The sequence below is a fragment of the Hydrogenophaga sp. genome, from assembly GCF_030656115.1.
In the GTDB taxonomy this organism is placed as follows: Bacteria; Pseudomonadota; Gammaproteobacteria; order Burkholderiales; family Burkholderiaceae_C; genus Hydrogenophaga.
The window spans coordinates 28335-49152 of record NZ_JAUSOO010000020.1 but is presented as its reverse complement, the minus strand read 5'-3'; the positions used below and the strand labels follow the sequence as shown (position 1 = coordinate 49152).

Annotated in this window: 18 protein-coding genes; 17 read left to right on the top strand and 1 reads right to left on the bottom strand. The window is 63.1% G+C overall.

Features of this window, described 5'->3' with window-relative positions; genetic code table 11:
- Nucleotides 1–79 precede the first annotated feature (79 nt).
- The 4 genes from Q7J58_RS02275 to Q7J58_RS02260 all read left to right on the top strand — a co-directional run bounded on the left by Q7J58_RS02275 (nt 80) and on the right by Q7J58_RS02260 (nt 4096).
- Complete coding sequence (locus Q7J58_RS02275; RefSeq protein WP_304822818.1) at nt 80–1087, top strand: tyrosine recombinase XerC; 1008 nt, start codon at nt 80–82, stop codon at nt 1085–1087.
- 192 nt (nt 1088–1279) lie between these two features.
- Nucleotides 1280–1669: a DsrE family protein gene (locus Q7J58_RS02270; protein WP_304822861.1), complete on the top strand. Its 390-nt coding sequence runs from the start codon at nt 1280–1282 to the stop codon at nt 1667–1669.
- Nucleotides 1670–1753: 84 nt separating this feature from the next.
- On the top strand, nt 1754–2950 hold the full coding sequence (locus tag Q7J58_RS02265) for a class I SAM-dependent methyltransferase (protein ID WP_304822816.1): 1197 nt from the start codon (nt 1754–1756) through the stop codon (nt 2948–2950).
- Nucleotides 2951–3028: 78 nt separating this feature from the next.
- Entirely contained in the window at nt 3029–4096 is a 1068-nt protein-coding gene (locus tag Q7J58_RS02260) for a GTP-binding protein (protein WP_304822813.1), read from the top strand.
- 471 nt (nt 4097–4567) lie between these two features.
- Here the strand turns inward: Q7J58_RS02260 and Q7J58_RS23175 are convergent, their stop codons facing one another.
- Nucleotides 4568–4981: a hypothetical protein gene (locus tag Q7J58_RS23175; RefSeq protein WP_336623464.1), complete on the bottom strand. Its 414-nt coding sequence runs from the start codon at nt 4979–4981 to the stop codon at nt 4568–4570.
- On the opposite strand from Q7J58_RS23175, the gene dksA reads away from it, so the two are divergent.
- The 13 genes from dksA to ftsW all read left to right on the top strand — a co-directional run bounded on the left by dksA (nt 4980) and on the right by ftsW (nt 20762).
- Nucleotides 4980–5480, top strand: a complete 501-nt coding sequence (dksA, locus tag Q7J58_RS23170) for an RNA polymerase-binding protein DksA (protein WP_336623463.1) — start codon at nt 4980–4982, stop codon at nt 5478–5480. The two genes, Q7J58_RS23175 and dksA, sit on opposite strands and share 2 nt — an antisense overlap.
- A 45-nt stretch (nt 5481–5525) precedes the next feature.
- The gene (locus Q7J58_RS02250) at nt 5526–7382 is read left to right on the top strand and encodes an STAS domain-containing protein (protein WP_304822810.1); all 1857 of its coding nucleotides are present in this window, start codon (nt 5526–5528) and stop codon (nt 7380–7382) included.
- A gap of 97 nt (nt 7383–7479) precedes the next feature.
- Entirely contained in the window at nt 7480–8025 is a 546-nt protein-coding gene (gene hslV, locus Q7J58_RS02245; protein WP_304822808.1) for an ATP-dependent protease subunit HslV, read from the top strand.
- A 93-nt stretch (nt 8026–8118) separates the two neighbouring features.
- On the top strand, nt 8119–9453 hold the full coding sequence (gene hslU, locus Q7J58_RS02240) for an ATP-dependent protease ATPase subunit HslU (RefSeq protein ID WP_304822805.1): 1335 nt from the start codon (nt 8119–8121) through the stop codon (nt 9451–9453).
- A gap of 483 nt (nt 9454–9936) precedes the next feature.
- Nucleotides 9937–10365: a division/cell wall cluster transcriptional repressor MraZ gene (mraZ, locus tag Q7J58_RS02235; RefSeq protein ID WP_304822856.1), complete on the top strand. Its 429-nt coding sequence runs from the start codon at nt 9937–9939 to the stop codon at nt 10363–10365.
- Nucleotides 10366–10374: 9 nt separating this feature from the next.
- On the top strand, nt 10375–11298 hold the full coding sequence (rsmH, locus tag Q7J58_RS02230) for a 16S rRNA (cytosine(1402)-N(4))-methyltransferase RsmH (protein ID WP_304822802.1): 924 nt from the start codon (nt 10375–10377) through the stop codon (nt 11296–11298).
- A gap of 73 nt (nt 11299–11371) precedes the next feature.
- Nucleotides 11372–11677, top strand: a complete 306-nt coding sequence (gene ftsL / locus Q7J58_RS02225; protein ID WP_304822799.1) for a cell division protein FtsL — start codon at nt 11372–11374, stop codon at nt 11675–11677.
- Nucleotides 11678–11735: 58 nt separating this feature from the next.
- Nucleotides 11736–13469: a penicillin-binding protein 2 gene (locus tag Q7J58_RS02220; protein ID WP_304822796.1), complete on the top strand. Its 1734-nt coding sequence runs from the start codon at nt 11736–11738 to the stop codon at nt 13467–13469.
- A complete protein-coding gene (locus tag Q7J58_RS02215) occupies nt 13469–15016 on the top strand; it encodes a UDP-N-acetylmuramoyl-L-alanyl-D-glutamate--2,6-diaminopimelate ligase (RefSeq protein ID WP_304822793.1) in 1548 nt (515 codons plus the stop codon). Before Q7J58_RS02220 ends, Q7J58_RS02215 begins: the two co-directional genes overlap by 1 nt.
- A complete protein-coding gene (gene murF, locus Q7J58_RS02210) occupies nt 15013–16452 on the top strand; it encodes a UDP-N-acetylmuramoyl-tripeptide--D-alanyl-D-alanine ligase (protein WP_304822790.1) in 1440 nt (479 codons plus the stop codon). The genes Q7J58_RS02215 and murF overlap by 4 nt, the downstream gene beginning before the upstream one ends.
- The gene (gene mraY / locus Q7J58_RS02205) at nt 16442–17620 is read left to right on the top strand and encodes a phospho-N-acetylmuramoyl-pentapeptide-transferase (RefSeq protein ID WP_304822787.1); all 1179 of its coding nucleotides are present in this window, start codon (nt 16442–16444) and stop codon (nt 17618–17620) included. Before murF ends, mraY begins: the two co-directional genes overlap by 11 nt.
- Nucleotides 17617–19455 (top strand): UDP-N-acetylmuramoyl-L-alanine--D-glutamate ligase, encoded by a 1839-nt coding sequence (gene murD / locus Q7J58_RS02200; RefSeq protein WP_304822785.1) that lies wholly within the window; start codon nt 17617–17619, stop codon nt 19453–19455. Before mraY ends, murD begins: the two co-directional genes overlap by 4 nt.
- Complete coding sequence (gene ftsW / locus Q7J58_RS02195; protein WP_304822782.1) at nt 19452–20762, top strand: putative lipid II flippase FtsW; 1311 nt, start codon at nt 19452–19454, stop codon at nt 20760–20762. The genes murD and ftsW overlap by 4 nt, the downstream gene beginning before the upstream one ends.
- Nucleotides 20763–20818 lie beyond the last annotated feature (56 nt).

Here is a 20818-nt window from a genome sequence, read left to right as displayed (position 1 = left end):
AATCCTGTTCGTGCACTGCGCGGCCCACCGGGAGCGCTGGTCTGGCCGGGGGCGGCCCGGTGGCACCCCGCTCGCACGCATGAACGCCACCACCCGCGACGACGCTGCCCTGGTGCAGGCCTACCTGACCCATGTGCGGGTGGAAAAACGGCTGGCCGAGCGCACGGTGGCGCTCTACACCCTGGATCTGGAAAAACTCGTGGCCAACGCCACGGCGGCTGGGCTGCCTTTGCGTTCGGTACAGAGTCCGCATATTCGCCGCTGGGTGGCGCACATGCACAGCGGCGGACGCAGTGCCCGCGGTATTGCGCTCATCTTGTCGGGTTGGCGTGGTTTGTATGTGTGGCTGGGTCGCCAGGGCCTGATGGACCACAACCCGGTGCAAGACGTGCGCGCGCCCAAGGCCGGCAAGCCCTTGCCCAAGGCGCTGGGGGTGGACGACGCGGTGCAGCTGGCGGGGTACGAGCACGAAGCCGACGACCCGATGCTGGAAACCCGCGACCGTTGCATCACCGAGTTGCTGTACGGCTGCGGCCTGCGCATCGGCGAGCTGGTGGGGCTGGACGTGGTGGCCAGTGCACAGGCGCGCGGCTGGATCGATGCCGAGGCCGGCGAGGCCCATGTGCTGGGCAAAGGCGCCAAGCGCCGCAGTGTGCCGGTGGGCCGTGCTGCTCTGGTCGCGCTGGCCGCCTGGCTGGCGGCCCGCAGCGCATGGCCGCAAGAAGACCCGGCGCTGTTCATCAGCGCACGCGGCCAGCGCCTCACGCCGCAGCACATTCGGGTGCGCCTCAAGCGCCGCTCCATGCTCGCGGGACTGACCACGCCGGTGCACCCCCACATGCTGCGCCACTCGTTTGCCAGCCATGTGTTGCAATCCAGCGGCGACTTGCGCGCCGTGCAAGAGTTGCTGGGCCACGCCAGCATCAGCACCACGCAGGTGTATACCCGGCTGGACTTTCAGCACCTGGCGCAGGTGTACGACGCGGCCCACCCGCGGGCGCAGGCGCGCGGCGGTTCGTCTGCCGAGCCCGCCACCGACGAGCCTGGCGCGGCACGGCCCTGCAGCCCGACCACCCCCAACCGCTGAACAACCCTTTCTGACGCCGGGACGTGCTGTGGGGGGCGGGGCCGTCTCGGGTAATCCCTGTAGCATTTCGAAGCGTATGTTTGACAATCCATCGGTCTATAAGCAATGGCTGTCAGTTCTTTTTATCTATTCTGGAGACCCGCTATGTTCAAGATCCTCGCCACCTTCAAGGCTTTGTTGTTCGCTGCTGTCATGGCCACCTCGGTGCAGGCCCAGGCCGCAGACGATGTCATCAAAGTCGTTTACCACATGAGCGAAGGCATTCCCCAAGCCTCGCGCGGGCTCAACAACATCCGCACCCACCTGGCCGCCGACCCCAAGGCCAAGATCGTGGTGGTCACGCATGGCCTCGGTATCGATTTCTTGCTGCAGGGTGCGACCAACCAGATGGAGCAGCCGTTCGCCGGCGCCATCGCCGATCTGGCCAACAAAGGCGTGGAGTTCCGGGTCTGCAACAACACCCTCGTGTCGCGCAAGATCGACGCCAGCAAGCTGGTGATGGAAGCTTCGGTGGTGCCCGCTGGCGTGCACGAAGTGGCCAAGCTGCAGGCCCGTGAAGGTTTTGTTTACCTGCGTCCCTGAGCGTTCTGCGCTCCACGCCAAAAGGCCGGGCCATGCCTGGCCTTTTGTTTTTGGGTCTGGCGTGCAAGCCCGACAATACCGCTCATGAAAACCATACGACTCAAGCCCGGCAAAGACCGCTCCTTGCTGCGCCGCCACCCCTGGGTGTTTGACGGCGCCATTGCCAAAGGCGGGGCCGACGCGGGTGAAACCGTGCGCGTGGAGAGCCATGAAGGGCAGTTTCTGGCCTGGGGCGCCTACTCCCCAGCCTCACGCATCCGCGTGCGGGTCTGGAGCTTTGACGAAACGCAGCGCATGGACGCGGCCTTTTTGCGCACCCTGCTGGCCCGTGCCATCGCTCTGCGCGCCCGCCTGGGCATTCAAAGCGACGGCCTGCGGCTGGTGCACGGCGAGTCCGACGGCCTGCCAGGCCTGATCGTTGACCGCTATGGCGACACCCTGGTGGCTCAGTTCACCGCCTGCGGCGTGGAACGCTGGAAAAACGTGCTGGCCGACGCGCTGATTGAACTCACCGGCTGCCCCCGACTGTATGAGCGCTCCGACACCAGTTCGCGCAAGCTCGAAGGCCTGGCCGAAGCTACCGGCTGGCTGCGTGGCTGCGGCGACACCGCCTTGGTACTGAACGAGCACGGCTGGCGCCTGGGGCTGGACATTGCCCACGGCCACAAAACCGGCTACTACCTGGACCAGCGCGACAGCCGCCAAGTCTGTTACCAATACACCCAACGGCTGGGGTTTGCCCAGGTGCTCAACTGCTTCAGTTACACCGGCGGCTTCACCGTGGCCGCACTCGCGGGCGGGGCAGGGCATGTCACCTCCATCGACTCATCAGGCCCAGCGCTGGAGCAGGCTGCGGCCAACGTGGCGCTCAACGGTTTTGAAGCAACGCGCGCCACCTTCATGGACGCCGATGTCAACGCCTCGTTGCGTCGGTTCATCAGCGAAGGCCGCCAGTTTGACGCCATCGTGCTCGACCCGCCCAAGCTCGCTCCCACCGCCGCACACGCCGAGCGCGCAGCCCGCGCCTACAAAGACATCAACCGCCTGGCCTTCAAGCTGCTGACCCCCGGCGGCGTGCTGTTCACGTTTTCCTGCTCGGGCGGCATTGGCGTGGAACTGTTTCACAAAATCGTCGCCTCGGCCGGTCTGGACGCCGGTGTGGACGGCGCCATTCTGCAGCGCCTGGGCGGTGCCTGCGACCATCCGATGACCGTGAATTTCCCCGAAGGCGAGTACCTCAAGGGCCTCGTCGTCATGAAAAATACCGGATTCAACCCATAACAGACAAACAGCGGGCGGGTCGAATACACTCCCCGGCTGTTGCCTTCCCGTCACCTTGTCGTTCGAGCACCGATCACCATGTCCCTGATTCCCGCCACCATCCTTACCGGTTTTCTCGGCTCGGGGAAAACCACGCTGCTCAAGCGCGTGCTGAGCGAGGCCCACGGCCAGAAAATCGCCGTCATCGAAAACGAATTCGGCGAAGAAAACATCGACAACGAGATCCTGGTGGCCGATACCACCGAAAACATCATCCAGATGAGCAACGGCTGCATCTGCTGTACCATCCGCGACGATCTGCGCGCCACGCTGCAAGACCTGGCCGAGAAAAAGCGCAAAGGCGAACTGGTTTTTGACCGCGTGGTGATTGAAACCACCGGCCTGGCCGACCCCGGCCCCGTGGCGCAAACCTTTTTCATGGACGATGAGGTGGCCGAGCAGTACCTGCTCGACTCCATCCTGACCCTGGTGGACGCCAAACACGCGGCCCAGCAGCTCAACGAGCGCCAGGAAGCCCGCCGCCAGGTGGGTTTTGCCGACCAGATTTTCATCAGCAAGACCGATCTGGTGGACGCGGGCGAGCTTGAAGCGCTGACGCACCGCCTGAAGCACATGAACCCGCGTGCGCCCATGCGGGCGGTGCATTTTGGCGAGGTGTCGTTGAAAGAGGTGTTTGACCTGCGTGGCTTCAACCTGAACGCCAAGCTCGACATCGACCCCGATTTCCTGAAGGTCGAAGACGACCATGGTCACGAGCACCACGATCATGACCACGAGCACGGCGAACACTGCAACCACCCGTCGCACCAGCACGGCCACGAAGGGCACGGTCACCACCACCATCACGACGATGACGTAAAAAGCTTCGTCTACCGGGCCACCCGACCGTTCAATCCGGCCAAACTGGAAGATTTTCTGGGCGCCATCGTGCAGGTGTACGGCCCGCGCATGCTGCGCTACAAAGGTGTGCTCGATATGGAAGGCACCGACCGCAAGGTCATCTTCCAGGGCGTGCACCAGCTCATGGGCAGCGACCTCGGACCGCCATGGGCCGAAGGCGAAACCCGTGTGAGCAAAATGGTGTTCATCGGCATCGACCTGCCGCGCGACATTTTGGTCCAGGGTCTTGACCAATCCCTGGTTTGAAGACCGCTGGGCATGACGACTGTATAAACAAGGTCTGATCGTGCTCTTTGTATCCTTTCTTCAACGTCTTGGCTTTCTTTCTGGGGCCGTTGCGGAGTCTTCGCCGCCAGCCTCGTTACAATCGCGGCCCAAGTCGGTCGCCCAAGGCTCCACCAGACCCGCTAACCGCCAACGCACGGGGATCGCCTTGGAGCCTGACCGCCATGGGGGTATAACAACCGACAAGCCGCTTTCCCCGGCTCAACGTGACGCGCAGCGAACCCCGGTTCGCCGCACCGACCGGCCCCAAGATCCCGCACCGTCAGGTACTGAGAGGAGACCCGTTGTGAAAGCCTCGGCCAACAAAACCGCAAAATCAGGCAATTCCGCTGCAGTGGGGGCCCAAGAACGTTCGGTCGTTGTCCCCGCCAAGGTCCCCGCCGCCAAAGCACCGGCTAAAACTGCGTCCCAAGTGGTGGTCAAACCGGCGATTCAATCCACCTTGTCTGTTGCAGAGATCAAAAAATCTGCGGTGTCAACCAAGTCCAGTTCATCCCAACCCTCCAGCCCGACCGCAAATCCTGCGGTTTTGCCGGCCAAACCAGACAACCAAACCGTGGCCAAATCTGCCGTGAAACCCGCGGCCAAGACCGCGGCCAAAGTGGCAGCCCAACTGCCTGCAAAGCCGACTGTGACCGTTGAAAAAACGGCCGTAAAAATAGCCAAAACCCCCGCCAAAACCCCTGCAAAAACCGCTCGCTCCGCACCCGCGCCGGTCATTGTTGAGCCCACTCCGAGGCCACTGGGCAAACGTGCCGCCAAAAAGGTGATGATGGAGCAGATGACGCAGGCGGCGGTGGTTCCCACCCACGCACCCGATGCCGCCAAGGCGACTTTTTCCACCATGAACGAACGTGCCGTAATGACCCCTCCCGTGCCATCCTCCATCCAGAAAGATCCCACGCGGGCCGACAACTGGAAATCCCTGTCGATCGAGCAGATGACCGACCAAGACGTGTTGGCCATGCCCGACAGCGAGTACATGAGCGATTTGCAATTGGCTTACTTTCGCCGCAAGCTTTCACAGCTCAAAGCCGACATGCTGGCCAACGCGGGCGAAACCACCGAACACCTCCGCGAAGACACGGTGGTGGTGCCCGATCCTGCCGACCGCGCCACCATCGAAGAAGAACATGCACTGGAGTTGCGTACCCGCGACCGCGAGCGCAAATTGCTCAAGAAAATTGAGCAGGCCATTGCCCGCATCGATGCGGGGGACTATGGTTATTGCGAAGAGACCGGTGAAGTCATCGGCGTTGGCCGCCTCATGGCCCGCCCCACGGCCAGTCTCTCGCTCGAAGCGCAGCAGCGTCGCGAGTTGAAGCAAAAAATGTTTGGGGACTGAATGCCAGTCTTCTGCCCTGCTGTTTTTATTCAACGCTGACGTTTCATGGCCAAGGACGACTCCAACGGCGGCTTCCTGTCCAAAATGGTGAAGTTCGTGCGCCACCCGACCACCAGTTGGTCGGAGTTGGACTCGCGCTTGGCCGACCGTGAGAGCGAGTTCAGCAAGGCTGCGCTCAAAGAAATGATTGAGCGCAAAAAGCGCAACGACTTTGTGCGCAAGCGCGAATTTGACCTGCTGCGCAAGGTCCGCAGCCGCGAAGCGGCTGCGGGTGAAGGTCAAGAGGGTGCCAGACCATCGTTTTTCCAAAGCAGTCTGCAGTCCAGGCCGGATGACCGGGCCGGTACCCTCAAGAAAATCGATGAAATCGAAGCGCAGATGTCCATGCAGTGGTGGAAGACCAAAGGCGCCGACTCGCAGTTGACGGTACCAAGTCAGAACGCCGGATCACAAAACATCTCTGGCCTGATGCCTTTTGTGCGCAGGAGCGATGCCACTGATCAAAAAACCTCCGCAGACCTTCAAGAAAAGCGGCGAGTTCAGCAATACAACGAAACCCAGGCGAATCCTTTGGCTCTGGGCGGAGCGGGGCGAGAGCCCTTGGCTGCGCCAGCCGACACCGAACCGCTGTCTATCCGCAAAGGGTGGACGCCAACCCAACAGAGCAAGCCGACTGCGCATGCGCCCGCCGTGCCTGCAGCCAAAACCGCTCGCACGGGACTGATGGCCCCAGCCACCCAGGGCGATTCCAAAAACGTCAATTCGGTGTTTTCAGCGTCCCACTTTTTGGCCCTCGATATGCAGGAGATTGCCCAAGATCCTGAGGTCGAAGAAGCTGCCATCCGCTTCGCCAATGGGGACGACGCAGGTGCCGAGCAAGGCCTCCTAGATGCACTGGGCGAAGGGGGTGCACGGAGCAATCAGCAGGAGGATTGGCTGGCTTTGTTCGATCTGTACCGCTCAACGGGGCAGTTGGCTTTGTTCGAGAGCCATGCGGTGGATTTCGTCAACCGATTCCATCGGTCGGCACCCCAGTGGTTCAGCATGCCAGAGATCGTCTCCAGCATGCAAGGTAAAAACACCCAGCATTCGGCTGTGTCCAACCGTGCGGTTTGGGTGTGCGAGCCACTGATCGATGCGCACGCGGTGGGCACACTGCAAAACGTGCTTACGCGCGCCAGCCAACCCTGGGTGCTGGACTGGTCGCCAGTGAAGTCGATTGATCTTAAGGCTGCCCGTGCCTTGCTGGGTATTTTCACGCTGTGGGGCGACCAGGATGTGGCTTTGCGCTTTTGCGGTACCAATGAGTTGAGTCACCTCCTCAAAACGCTCACGCCGTCGGGGCAGCGCGATGTGGAGCAGCTCTGGTGGGAGCTGCGCATGGCGGTCTTGCGTGTTATGAATCGGCCGGATGAGTTTGAACTCACTGCGCTCGACTTTTGCGTCACGTACGAGCTGTCTCCGCCCGGTTGGGAGCGGCCCCGCTGCCATTTTCGGGAGGTGTCTGGTGAGGGTTTGGTTGAATCCGGCAAGCCCTCACAGGGCGACCTCGATTCGAAACTGGGGCATTCGTCTTTTCTCAGCGATTCCGTCATGGACGGACCGGTTTCCGATTTCAACCAACTGGGAATGGTGGAGTTGTCGGGTGAAATTCGTGGCGACCCGCAGGACCTGTTGAATGCGCTGGAGCGCCGATTGAAGGGCGCCGATGCGCTCATCATTTCTTGCCGCAACCTGATTCGCGTGGATTTTTCGGCCGCAGGCACCTTGCTGAATTGGGTGTCGGGGCACCATGCTGAAGGTCGCATGGTGCAGTTTGTTGACGCACACCGTTTGGTGTCCGCCTTTTTCCATGTGGTCGGCATCACCGAATACGCCAAAGTGGTGCTGCGCAACGACTGAGCATGCGCGTTTCGGTGTCCACAGTCCCTGCGTTCACCGGCGCTTACACCTTCCCCACCCGGTACCTCATCGGGTCATACAACCCCAGTTAAACACCATGGAATCATTTCACGGAACCACCATCGTCTGTGTGCGCCGCGAGACGCCGGATGGCGTACAGGTCGCCATCGGTGGCGACGGTCAAGTCACGTTGGGCCACATCGTGGTCAAAGGCACGGCGCGCAAGGTGCGCAAGTTGCACCATGGCAAGGTGCTGGCGGGTTTTGCCGGGGCCACAGCCGACGCCTTCACGCTGTTTGAGCGTTTTGAAGCCAAGCTGGAAAAGCACCAGGGACACTTGGTGAGGGCGGCCATTGAGTTGACCCGCGACTGGCGCACCGACCGTGTGTTGCGCCGCCTGGAGGCCATGCTGGCCGTGGCCGACCACAGCGCGGCCTTGATCATCACCGGGAACGGCGATGTGCTGGAGCCCGAGCACGGCGTGGTGGCCATTGGCTCCGGCGGTGCTTACGCCCAGGCAGCGGCCAGGGCTCTGACGCAGCACACCGCTTTGAGCGCCGAAGACGTGGTACGCCAGTCGCTTCAGATTGCCGGCGAGATCTGCATTTACACCAACATGAACCACACCATTGAAGTGCTTTGACGTTTTGGGATGCTTGCTGTGCGGTGCACAGCGCTGTGCAGCACCCCTGCCTTTGGCTTTCTTCAACGCTTAACCGCTTACCGATTGACGCGCATGTCTTCCATGACCCCCCAGGAAATCGTTTCCGAGCTCGACCGATTCATCATCGGACAAACCGGTGCCAAGCGTGCCGTGGCCATTGCGTTGCGCAACCGTTGGCGCCGCCAACAGGTGGACGACAAGTTGCGTCCCGAAATCACGCCCAAAAACATCCTGATGATCGGCCCCACCGGCGTGGGCAAGACCGAGATTGCACGCCGTCTGGCCAAATTGGCCGATGCGCCTTTCATCAAGGTGGAGGCCACCAAGTTCACCGAGGTGGGCTACGTGGGCAAGGACGTGGATTCCATCATCCGAGATTTGGCCGATATTGCGATCAAACAGACGCGCGAGGTCGAGATGCGCAAACAGCGCGTGCGTGCAGAAGACGCTGCAGAAGAACGCATTCTGGATATTCTGATTCCCCCGCCGCGTGCCGTGGGGGCTGAACCCGCTCTGGTGCCCATGCCCGAGAGCACCGCGCGCCAGACCTTTCGCAAAAAGCTGCGCGAGGGTGTGTTGAACGAGCGCGAAATCGAAATCGATTTGATTGAGGCGCGGCCCGCCATGGAAATCATGGGTCCCAGTGGCATGGAAGAGATGACCGAACAGTTGCGCGGTATGTTCAGCCAGCTCGGGCAGGACAAGCGCCGCAAGCGAAAGCTGAAAATTGCCGAAGCTTTGCAACTGCTGATCGACGAAGAAGCGGGGAAATTGGTCAACGAAGAAGAGATCAAGACCCGCGCATTGCACAACGCCGAACAAAACGGGATTGTGTTCATCGATGAGATTGACAAAGTGGCCTCGCGCAGCGATTCAGGCACTGCTGAGGTGTCGCGCCAAGGCGTGCAGCGGGATCTGTTGCCGCTGGTGGAGGGCACCACCGTGACCACCAAGTACGGCATGGTCAAGACCGACCATATTTTGTTCATCGCCAGCGGCGCATTTCACCTTGCAAAACCGAGTGACCTGATTCCAGAGTTGCAAGGCCGTTTCCCGATCCGTGTGGAGCTGCAATCGCTGTCGGTGGACGACTTTGAAGCGATCCTGACACAGACCCACGCCTCCTTGGTGCGCCAATACCAGGCGTTGCTTGCCACCGAAGGCGTCACTTTGGTGTTCACACCCGAAGGCATTCGCCAATTGGCGCAAATTGCCTGTGATGTGAACGAGCGCACCGAAAATATCGGCGCACGCCGCCTGTCCACGGTGATGGAGCACCTGCTGGACGAAGTCAGCTTTGACGCCGCGCGCCTGCAGGGCCAGACCATCACCATCGACGCGCCGTACGTGAACGGTCGCTTGGCCGCGCTCAGCCGCAACGAAGACCTGTCGCGCTACATCCTTTGAGTGCAGGATTGTTCCAGGGCAGTGCATGGGCTGGTACGCTGTGAAGCACTGAACTGACCCGACCACTTGCGTGGGTCGTGGCGCATGCCAGACCAGGTTGGAGGTCAAACCATCTTTGTCGTGCTTGAGTGCGACGTTGCTTAAGACGGTCTGACAAGACCTTCTCCGCAGGCTATTGCCTGCAGCCTTGGTTGCACAGAGGCCGTCTGTGCTCGCCGATCGCCCTTGCTCCTGGATGGGGCATACACCTTGCCCGCCACCAACCCATCTTCGGCAACATTTTGAACGCATCACATGCAAAGCATGCTGTAAGTGCTTGCTTTGGCTGAGTTTTCAAGTGTGCGTATTGTTTCAAAATGTTTGCTAAGTGGTTGATTTCATTGAAAAATAGATTTCTTCACGGTTTTTGTTGCTCGGTTTTCCTGATAAAGTGGGAAGAAGTGCAATTAAGTGGTGAAAAGTGTTTTTTTGGAATCTGCTGCGGTGTTTCAAGGTGCTTCTTCTCTTAGTCTGGATGTCAAGGGGCGGCTTTCGGTGCCGACCCGGCACCGTGACGTTTTGAGCAACGCAGCGTCCAGTCAGCTCACGATCACCAAGCATCCACATGGCTGTCTGATGATTTTCCCGCGCAACGAGTGGGAGAGGTTTCGCGACCGCATTGCGGCCTTGCCCATGCAGGCGCAGTGGTGGAAGCGTATTTTTCTCGGCAATGCCATGGATGTGGATATGGACAGTTCGGGTCGCGTGCTCGTCTCCCCCGAGTTGCGTGCGGCAGCGGGTATCAGCAAAGACGCCATCTTGCTGGGCATGGGTGCTTATTTCGAGCTTTGGGATGCGCAGGTCTATGCCGTTCAGGAAGCCGAGGCGATGAAAGGCAATATGCCCGATGTATTCAAAGATTTCTCTTTCTGAAGGACTGTGGTGCAAGGCGCTTTGATTCATCACACCGTTCTTTTGGACGAAGCCATTGAGTCTTTGGCGATAAACGCAGACGGTCACTATGTGGACGCCACGTTCGGGCGGGGAGGGCATTCGCGCCTCATCCTGCAGCGCCTGTCGCCGCTCGGGCGCCTGACGGCGTTCGACAAGGATCCGCAGGCCGTGGCGGCTGCGCAGGAACTGGCGGCCAGCGATGGCCGTTTTTCCATCCGGCACCAGGGCTTTTGCCATGTGAGCGAGTTGGGGCCGGCGAGTGCCGACGGATTGCTGATGGACCTGGGGGTCAGCTCGCCCCAGATTGACGACCCCGAGCGGGGTTTTTCTTTTCGTCACGACGGTCCTTTGGATATGCGCATGGACACCACGCGCGGCCAAAGCGTGGCTCAGTGGCTGGAAACAGCCGATATTTCCACCCTGGCGGAGGTGATTCGTGACTATGGCGAAGAACGGTTTGCTCAACCGATTGCAAAGGCGATTGATCGTCGCCGACAGGAGCGGGGTCCATTTCGAACCACCCGTGAGTTGGCCGAAGTCGTGGCTGGCGCGGTCAAGACCCGTGAGCCGGGCAAGGATCCTGCAACGCGCACATTTCAGGCTTTTCGGATTTTCATCAACGCCGAGCTTGAAGAACTGCAGCAAGCGCTAGAGGCCAGTCTGCAGGTGCTGCGTCCGAACGGGCAACTGGTGGTGATCAGTTTCCATTCGCTGGAAGACCGGATCGTCAAGCAGTTCATGGCCCGCCATTCCCGTACGGTGGTGGATCGCCGCGTCCCGTTTGCCGAACCTGCGCCCATGCGTCTGCGTGGGGTTCGCCGTATCAAGCCTTCCGACGCCGAAGTCAAGGCCAATCCACGTTCGCGCAGCGCGGTGATGCGGGTGGCCGAACGTTCGGAGGTGGCAGCATGAAGTTTGCGCAGCGTCTTCTTGAGAAAACCATGCCTCGCCGTTTGCCGGCTGTGGCCGGTGGGAGGGCGCGTGCATGATTCGGCTCAACCTGGCGCTTCTGGTTGCGGTGCTGGTCAGTGCGTTTTATCTGGTGCATACCCAGTACGAATCGCGCCGCTTGTACACCGCGCTGGACCGTGCCCAGGCGCTGACGCACAAGCTCAATGCCGAGCACGAGCAGTTGCAGGTGCAAAAGCGCGCGGAGGCCACGCCTGCGCGCGTGCAGCAACTGGCCAGTCGGGAGTTGCAGATGCGCCCGGTGAATCCGGCCATCACACAGTATGTGATGGTGTCCCAATCGCCTGTGGTGGCACCGCAGGGTGGGGTTGCGCAACCATGACGTGCTGCTTTTGCGTGGTGAGCATGCAAGTCTCCGTGTGCAACCGGGGGGCGCTCGCGTGAGCCGAAGCATCAATTACAGCGCCAGCCCTCTGCTGGCGAGCAAGACGCCGGTCTGGCGCAGCAAGCTCATCATGGCTGGGTTGGCTTTGGCGTTTGCGGGTTTGGGCGCGCGTGCAGCCTATGTGCAGGTGTTTGGCAACGAATTTTTCCAGCGCCAGGGTGAGGTGCGGTTTGCGCGCACGCTGGAGCTGCCGGCCAACCGCGGTCGCGTCCTGGACCGCAACGGCTTGATTCTGGCTTCCAGCGTGGTGGCGCAAAGCATCTGGGCCATTCCGGAAGATGTGGACCGTGCCGACCCCAGGTTGCGCGAGTTGGCGAAGTTGCTGGAGATGCCGCTGACCGAGTTGCACAAACGCCTGGGTCCGGAGGACAAAACCTTTGTCTGGGTGAAGCGCCAGGTGGACGAACCGGTGGCCAAGGAGATTGCAGAACTGGGCATCAAGGGCATTTACCAGCGTCGCGAATACAAGCGCCAGTACCCCGAGGGAGAGGCCGCCGCGCACGTGGTGGGTTTCACCAATGTGGAAGACCGTGGGCAGGAGGGTGTCGAGCTGGCGTTCAATCAGCAGCTGTCGGGCAAGGCGGGTTCCCGTCGCGTCATCAAAGACCGGCTGGGCCGCGTGGTGGAAGACATGCGCGATGTGGTGCCGCCGGTGGACGGCCCCGATCTGCAGTTGTCGATTGACAGCAAGGTGCAGTACTTTGCTTACCAGAAGCTGCGCGATGCGGTGCAGGAGCACAAGGCACGTGCGGGCAGCGTGGTGGTGCTTGACGTGCAGACCGGCGAAGTGCTGGCGCTGGCGAATTACCCCAGCTACAACCCCAACCGGCGCCAGAACCTGAGCGGCGAGCAACTGCGCAACCGCGCACTCACCGACAGTTTTGAGCCGGGTTCAACCATGAAGCCGTTCATCGCCGCGCTCGCGTTGGACAAAGGCCTGGTCAGGCCGACCACGCCGATCCAGACCGCGCCTGGGCGCATCAGCATTGGTGGCTCCACCATCAACGATGCACATCCGCATGGCATTCTGACGGTCAACGAGATCATCCAGAAGTCGAGCAACGTGGGCACGGTCAAGATGGCCATGCAGATGTCGCCGCGGGACATGTGGGAAATTTACGCACAGGCCGGCTTTGGCCAGAAGCCGCAAGTGCCTTTCCCGGGGGCGGTGAGCGGGCGTCTGCGGCCCTACAAAACGTGGCGCCCGATTGAGCAGGCCACCATGAGTTACGGTTATGGTCTCTCCGCTTCGCTGTTTCAACTGGCGCAGGCGTACACCATCTTTGCGCGCGATGGTGCGCTGATCCCGGTCAGCATGGTCAAGACCGACACAGCCGCCAGCGGCGTGGCGGTGTTCAGCGAGAAAAATGCCGCGGCCGTGCGCAAGATGCTGGAAATGGCCGCAGGCCCCGGTGGCACCGGCCAGCGCGCCCAGACCATGGGCTATTCGGTGGGCGGCAAGTCGGGTACCGCCCGCAAGCAAGAGGGCAAAGGCTATGCGGACCGAAAGTACCGCAGCTTCTTTGTCGGTCTGGCGCCGGTCGAGTCTCCGCGCATCGTGGTGGCGGTGATGGTGGATGAACCCACCAACGGCGTTTACTACGGCGGTGCGGTGGCCGGCCCGGTGTTCAGCGAGACCGTTCAGCAAACCTTGCGCATCATGGGCGTGCAACCCGACATGCGTGTCAAACCCCAGATCGTGGCCGAAGTGGTCGAGGAGTCGTTCTGATGCTGTCCATGCACCATCCTCAGGTTGTCGCCGACTGGCTGCGCAGCCGCGTGCAGGGTGACTTGCAATGCGATAGCCGCCACATCCGTGCGGGTGATGGTTTCGTGGCCTGGCCAGGGGCCGCCACCGATGGGCGCCGCTTTGTGGCCGGCGCTTTGCACGCCGGCGCTGCTGCCGTACTGGTGGAGACGCAAGGTGTTGAGGCTTTTGGTTTCAACGACCAGCGGGTGCTGGCGGTGCCGGGCCTGAAGGCACAGGCCGGTTCGATTGCGAGCGCGTATTACGGCGACCCGAGCGGCCAGCTCGACCTGATCGCCATCACCGGCACCAACGGCAAAACCTCGACCGCGTGGTGGGTGGGGCAGTTGCTGTCGGCCGTTGGCCAGCCTTGCGCGGTGGTGGGCACGCTGGGCATCGGCCAGCCGCCGCTGGCGGGTGACACTGGCCACGCACTGGTGCCCACCGGCCTGACCACGCCCGACCCGGTGCTGCTGCAGGCGCGTTTGCGCGGCATGGTGGACGCGGGCTTGCGCGCCTGCGCCATCGAGGCTTCGTCCATCGGCCTGGTGGAAGGGCGCCTGAACGCCAGCCGCATCCGTGTGGCGGTGTTCACCAATTTCACCCAGGACCACCTCGACTTTCACGGTAGCATGGACCGCTACTGGTCGGCCAAAGCCAGCCTGTTTGACTGGCCAGGTCTGGTGAGCGCGGTGGTCAACCTGGACGACCCCCGCGGAGCACCGCTGGCCGCCACGCTGGCGGCGCGCGGGCTGGACGTGTGGACCGTGGGCATGAAAGGCGCCGGACATGCGCCGGGCGCCCGGCTGTTTGCACAGGACATTGGCTTCACCGACCACGGCATGTGCCTGGTGGTGGGCGAACGCAACGCCGACGGCGGTATGGCCGAATCACACGCCTTGAGCCTGCCGCTGGTGGGCCGCTACAACGTGTCCAACCTGCTGGGCGTGCTGGCGGTGGCCCGCGCGCAAGGGGTGGCGCTGACCGATGCGGTGCAGGCCTGTCGCGCGCTCACGCCCGTGCCCGGCCGCATGGAGCAGGTGCCCGGCACCGCACCCGGGCAACCGCTGGTGCTGGTGGATTACGCCCACACGCCCGACGCACTGGAAAAAGCCTTGCAAGCGCTGCAACCACTGGCTCAGCAACGCGGTGGCGCGCTCTGGGCGGTGGTGGGCTGTGGCGGTGACCGTGACGCGAGCAAGCGCCCGGTCATGGCGGCGGTGGCCGAGCGCGGCGCACAACATGTGGTGCTCACCAGCGACAACCCGCGCAGCGAAGACCCGCTGGCGATTTTGGCGCAGATGCAGGCCGGACTGACGCAGCCCGACGCCGCCCACACCGAGCCCGACCGCGCTCGCGCCATCGCTTGGGCCGTGCACAGCGCACAAGCGGCGGATGTGGTGCTGGTTGCCGGCAAAGGACATGAGGATTACCAAGACGTGATGGGTATAAAAAAACCGTTTTCTGATCTTGCGCAAGCTCAGGCTGCGCTGCAGCAGCGTGCCGCTGCGTCGGAAGCCTGCGCATGAAAAACCTGGCTCTGTTGCTGACCCAACTCACCGGCGCCAGCGCTGTGGGCACGCTGGACGTGCCCATCACCCGCGTGCACACCGACACCCGCAGCCTGCAACCCGGCGACCTGTTTGTGGCCCTGAAAGGGGAGCGGTTTGACGCGCACGACTTTCTGCCCCAGGCCGCCGCCCAAGGCGCGGTGGCCGCCATCGCCCACGCGGGCCTGGCTGCAGCGGGCTTGCCCGGCGTGGAAGTGCCCGACACCCGGTTGGCGCTGGGTGAACTGGCCCGCCTGTGGCGCGAACAGTTCAACGTGCCGCTGATCGCGGTGACCGGCAGCAACGGCAAAACCACGGTCACGCAAATGGTGGCGTCCATCTTGCGGGCGCAGGCGGGCGAGCAGGCACTGGCCACGCAGGGCAACCTGAACAACGACATTGGCGTGCCGCTCACACTGCTGCGCCTGCGCGAAACGCACCGCCTGGCGGTGGTGGAGCTGGGCATGAACCACCCTGGCGAAATCGCGTACCTGGCGGCACTCACGCAGCCCACGGTGGCGCTGGTGAACAACGCCCAGCGCGAGCACCTGGAATACATGGCCACGGTGGATGCGGTGGCCGCTGAAAACGGCGCCGTCATCAGCGTGCTGGCGCCCGACGGCGTGGCCGTGTTCCCGAGCGACGACGACCACACCCCGCTGTGGCGCACGCTGGCCGCTGGCCACTCTGTGCTGACCTTCAGCGACACCGATGACCGTGCCGACGTGCACACGCTGCAAACCACCTGGGCCGATGGCGCATGGGCCTTGCGCTGCGCCACACCCGCAGGCGTGCTGAGCTGCCGCCTGCGCATTGCCGGGCGGCACAATGTGCGCAACGCCCTGGCCGCCACCGCCTGTGCGCTGGCCGCTGGCGTGCCGCTGGACGCCATCGGGCGCGGGCTGGATGCTTTTGAACCCGTGGGTGGCCGTTCGCGGGCGCTGTCGCTGCACGTGGCGGGCCGTGCGGTGACCCTGATTGACGACACCTACAACGCCAACCCCGACTCGGTGCTGGCCGCCATTCGGGTGCTGGCCGAACTGCCCGGCCCGCGCCTGCTGGCGCTGGGCGACATGGGCGAGGTGGGCGAGCAGGGCCTGGCCTTTCACCTCGAAGTGCTGCGCCATGCCCAAGCCTGTGGCATTGAAACCGTGTATTGCGTGGGCGACTGGATGCAGCAAGCCACGGCTGCCCTGCAAGCCGCAGGCGAGCCCGCGCCCACGCATGGGGCCGATGTGCCCGCCCTGGCGGCCCAGGTGTGCGCCACCGTGACCGCCACCGGCACCGCCAGTGTCCTGATCAAGGGTTCGCGCTTCATGCGCATGGAACGCGCCGTGCAGGCGCTGCAAGCCCTTGTGGCGGCACCTGCAGAGAACCCCCAACAACAAGAAACCAAGGAAGCCCATGCTGCTTAGCCTGGCCCTGTGGCTGCAAACCCTCGGACCCGAGTTCGGGTTTCTGCGCGTCTTTCAGTACCTGACCTTTCGCGCCGTCATGGCCGCCCTGACGGCGCTCATCGTTGGTCTGGTCGCAGGCCCTTACTTCATTCGCCGCCTGGCCGCGCTCAAGATTGGCCAGCCCATCCGCGAATACGCCATGCAAACGCACCTGAGCAAGGGCGGTACGCCGACCATGGGCGGCGTGCTGATTTTGTTTGCCATTGCGCTGTCCACGCTGCTGTGGTTTGACCTGTCCAACCGCTTTGTGTGGATTGTGCTGCTGGTGACGCTGGGCTTTGGTGCCATCGGCTGGGTGGACGACTGGCGCAAGGTGGTGCACAAAGACCCCGAGGGCATGCGCTCGCGCGAAAAGTACTTCTGGCAGTCGGTCATCGGCCTGGTGGCCGCGCTGTATTTGGTGTTCAGCGTGTCTGAAACCAGCAATATGCGGGTGCTGGAACTGTTCATTCAGTGGGTGGCCTCGGGCTTCACTGTGGATCTGCCGCCGCAAGCCGGGCTGATGGTGCCGTTCTTCAAGGAAATCAGCTACCCGCTGGGCGTGTTCGGCTTCGTGGTCATGACCTACCTGGTGATCGTCGGGTCGAGCAATGCCGTCAACCTCACCGACGGGCTCGACGGCCTGGCCATCATGCCGGTGGTGATGGTGGGCTCGGCCCTGGGTGTGTTCGCCTACGTGACGGGCAGCGCGGTGTTTTCGCGCTATCTGCTGCTGCCGCACATTCCGGGTACCGGCGAGCTGCTCATTTTCTGCGCCGCCATGGCCGGCGCCGGACTGGCCTTTTTGTGGTTCAACGCCCACCCCGCCCAGGTGTTCATGGGCGACGTGGGTGCACTCGCACTCGGTGGCGCCCTGGGCACCATTGCCGTCATCGTGCGCCAGGAAATTGTGCTGGCCATCATGGGCGGTATTTTTGTGGTGGAAGCCTTGTCGGTCATGCTGCAAGTGGGGTATTTCAAATACACCAAGCGCCGCTTTGGCCAGGGCCGCCGCCTGTTCCAGATGGCGCCACTGCACCACCATTTTGAGAAAAAAGGCTGGAAAGAAACCCAGGTTGTGGTCCGGTTCTGGATCATCACCATGCTGCTGTGTCTGGTCGGCCTGTCCACGCTGAAACTCCGATGAACGCCCTGCGCGACCAATCCATTCTCATCCTGGGCCTGGGTCTCTCCGGTCTGTCCATGGCGCGCTGGTGCACGCGCCACGGTGCCCGCGTGACCGTGGCCGATACCCGCGCTGTGCCGCCGCAACTGGCCACCTTGCAGGCCGACTGCCCCAGCGCGCGTTTTGTGTCGGGTGCGTTTGACGACACCCTGCTGGCACAGGAGGCCTGGACCTTGATCGCGCGCAGTCCGGGTCTGGTGCCCGCTCAGTTGGAGCCGGTGCGCACGTGGGTGCAGGCCCATGGTGTGGCGCTGGTGGGCGAACTCGACCTGTTCGCCCAGGCATTGGGTGCCTTGGCCCAACGTGAGCACCAGCCCTACACCCCCCAGGTGCTGGCCATCACCGGCACCAACGGCAAAACCACCGTGACCTCGCTCACCGGTTTGCTGTTGCAGCGCGCAGGTTTGAACGTGGCCGTGGCCGGCAACATTGGCCCAGCCTTGCTCGATGTGCTGAGTCAGGCGCTGGACGCCGAAGCCATGGCCGAAGCCGCTGACGCCGCAGCACAACAAGCCGCTGAAGCTGCAGAAGCCGAAGAAGCCACCACCCAAGCACAGGCCTCAGACGCCCGTGCCTCAACGCCCTGCGCCCCGATGGATGGGGCGCCAGCCCGCGCACCCGACGGTACCGCTGACGCAACACCGCTGCCGACCGAAGAAGAGGCGTTTGCGCCAGAGGCTGGAGAGGGCGAAGAGGCCGAAGGTCCAGCCCTGCTGGTGCCGCCGCCGCTGAAGCCGCTGCCCCCGCCACACCTGCCCCGCGTCTGGGTGCTCGAACTCTCCAGCTTCCAGCTCGACGGCGTGGCCGGCGGCGCCTGGGACCGCGTGCCCACCGCCGCCACGGTGCTCAACATCACCGAAGACCACCTGGACTGGCACGGCTCGTTGAGTGCCTACGCGCAGGCCAAAGCCGCCATTTTTGGCACCCAGGCGCTCATGCTGCTCAACCGCGACGACCCACAGGTCATGGCCATGCAACCACCGCGGGTCACCGTGAAGGTGAGCGGGCGCAACCGCCAGCAGCCCGCGCGCGCCTACGCCACGTTTGGGTTTGACGCGCCCACCCGCCCAGGTGACTGGGGCATTGAGACGGTGAACGGCATGCAATGGCTGGTGCGCGCGGTGGCACTGGACGAAACCCGCAAGCGCGGCCGCGCCGCAGACGGCGAAGATGAGGTGTATTTCCAGCGCATGATGCCGGTGGATGCGCTGCGCATTCGCGGTCGCCACAACGCCGCCAATGCGCTGGCCGCGCTGGCCCTGGCCACGTCCACCGGCGCTGCGCTGGGGGCCATGCTGCACGGTTTGCGCGAATACCGTGGCGAGCCGCACCGCGTGGAGCCGGTCGGCATTCTGGACGGTGTGGAGTATTTTGATGACAGCAAAGGCACCAACGTGGGTGCCACGCTGGCGGCCATCAACGGCTTGGGCGCCGATCGGCGGCTGGTGGCGATTCTGGGTGGTGACGGCAAGGGCCAGGACTTCAGCCCACTGACCGAGGCGCTGGTGCGCCATGCGCGTGCGGTGGTGTTGATCGGGCGCGATGCGCCGCTGATCCGCCGCACCGTGGCCGCCGCCATGGCACAGGCGCAGCAGCCCTTGCTGGACGCCGCCAGCCTGCCCGAAGCGGTGGCGCTGGCCGCGCAGCAGGCCCAGCCGGGTGATGCGGTTCTGATGTCGCCCGCCTGCGCCAGCCTGGACATGTTTGACAACTACGTGCACCGCGCCCGCGTGTTCGTGGCGGCCGTGTCCGAGTTGGCCGCCGAACGGGGCATGGACCTGGAGCACTTCGCATGATGGCAGCCCTGGTCCAGCGACTGGCGAAGTGGCGTGGTGCTGTGGCGTCTGCGCTGCCGCGCTTGGTGGGCCGCGACCTGGCGGGCGCGCTGGCCGGTGGTTCCTCACGAGACGGCTTGCCGGTGCGCCTGTCCAACCGCACCTACGCGGGCACCCGCAACGTGGCCGTGCGGGAACTGGGTTTTGACCAGCCCCTGCTCTGGGTGGTGGTGGCGCTGTTGGCCTGGGGCCTGGTCATGGTGTATTCGGCCTCGATCGCGCTGCCCGACAACCCGCGCTTTGCCAACTACGCCCAGACCCATTTTGTGGTGCGCCATGGCGTTTCCATGGTGATCGGTGTGGTGGCAGGCATGCTGGCCTTCCAGTTCCCCATGCGCAGCTGGGAAAAGATGGCGCCCTGGATGTTCGCCCTGGCCCTGCTGCTGCTGGTGCTGGTGCTGTTTCCCTTCATCGGCAAAGGGGTCAACGGTGCCCGCCGCTGGATCTCGCTGGGCATCATGAATTTCCAGCCCTCCGAGTTGGCCAAGCTGGCCGTGCTGCTGTATGCGGCCGACTACATGGTGCGCAAGATGGACGTGAAGCAGCGCTTCTTCCAGGCGGTCACGCCCATGGCCGTGGCCGTGGCCGTGGTGGGTATGCTGCTGCTGGCCGAGCCCGACATGGGCGCCTTTATGGTGATCGTGGTGATCGCCATGGGCATTCTGTTTCTGGGTGGGGTCAATGCGCGCATGTTCTTTCTCATTGCGGCGGTGGTGATCTCGGCTTTCGCGCTGATGATCATGGCCAGCGACTGGCGCCGCGAACGCATCTTTGCCTACCTTGATCCCTGGAGCGTGGAGCACGCACTGGGCAAGGGTTACCAGCTCTCGCACTCGCTGATTGCGTTTGGCCGGGGTGAGATTTTCGGCGTTGGCCTGGGCGGCAGCGTGGAAATACTGCACTGGCTGCCCGAGGCCCACACCGACTTCCTGCTGGCGGTGATCGGCGAAGAGTTCGGCCTGATCGGCGTGCTGGTGCTGATTGGCCTCTTCATGTGGCTCACCCGCCGCATCCTGCACATTGGCCGCCAGGCCATCGCCCTTGACCAGGTGTTTGCGGGTTTGGTGGCGCAAGGCGTGGGTCTGTGGATCGGTTTTCAGGCCTTCATCAACATCGGCGTGAACCTTGGCGCACTGCCCACCAAGGGCCTGACCTTGCCGTTGATGAGCTACGGCGGCTCGGCCATTTTGTTGAATTTGATTGCGATTGCGATCGTGCTGCGCGTGGATTATGAAAACCGCCAGCTGATGAAGGGTGGCCGCACATGACGCAGCGGTTTCAACAAAACCGGCAGGCAGGCGCGCAGCGGCTGCAGATGCGGCAC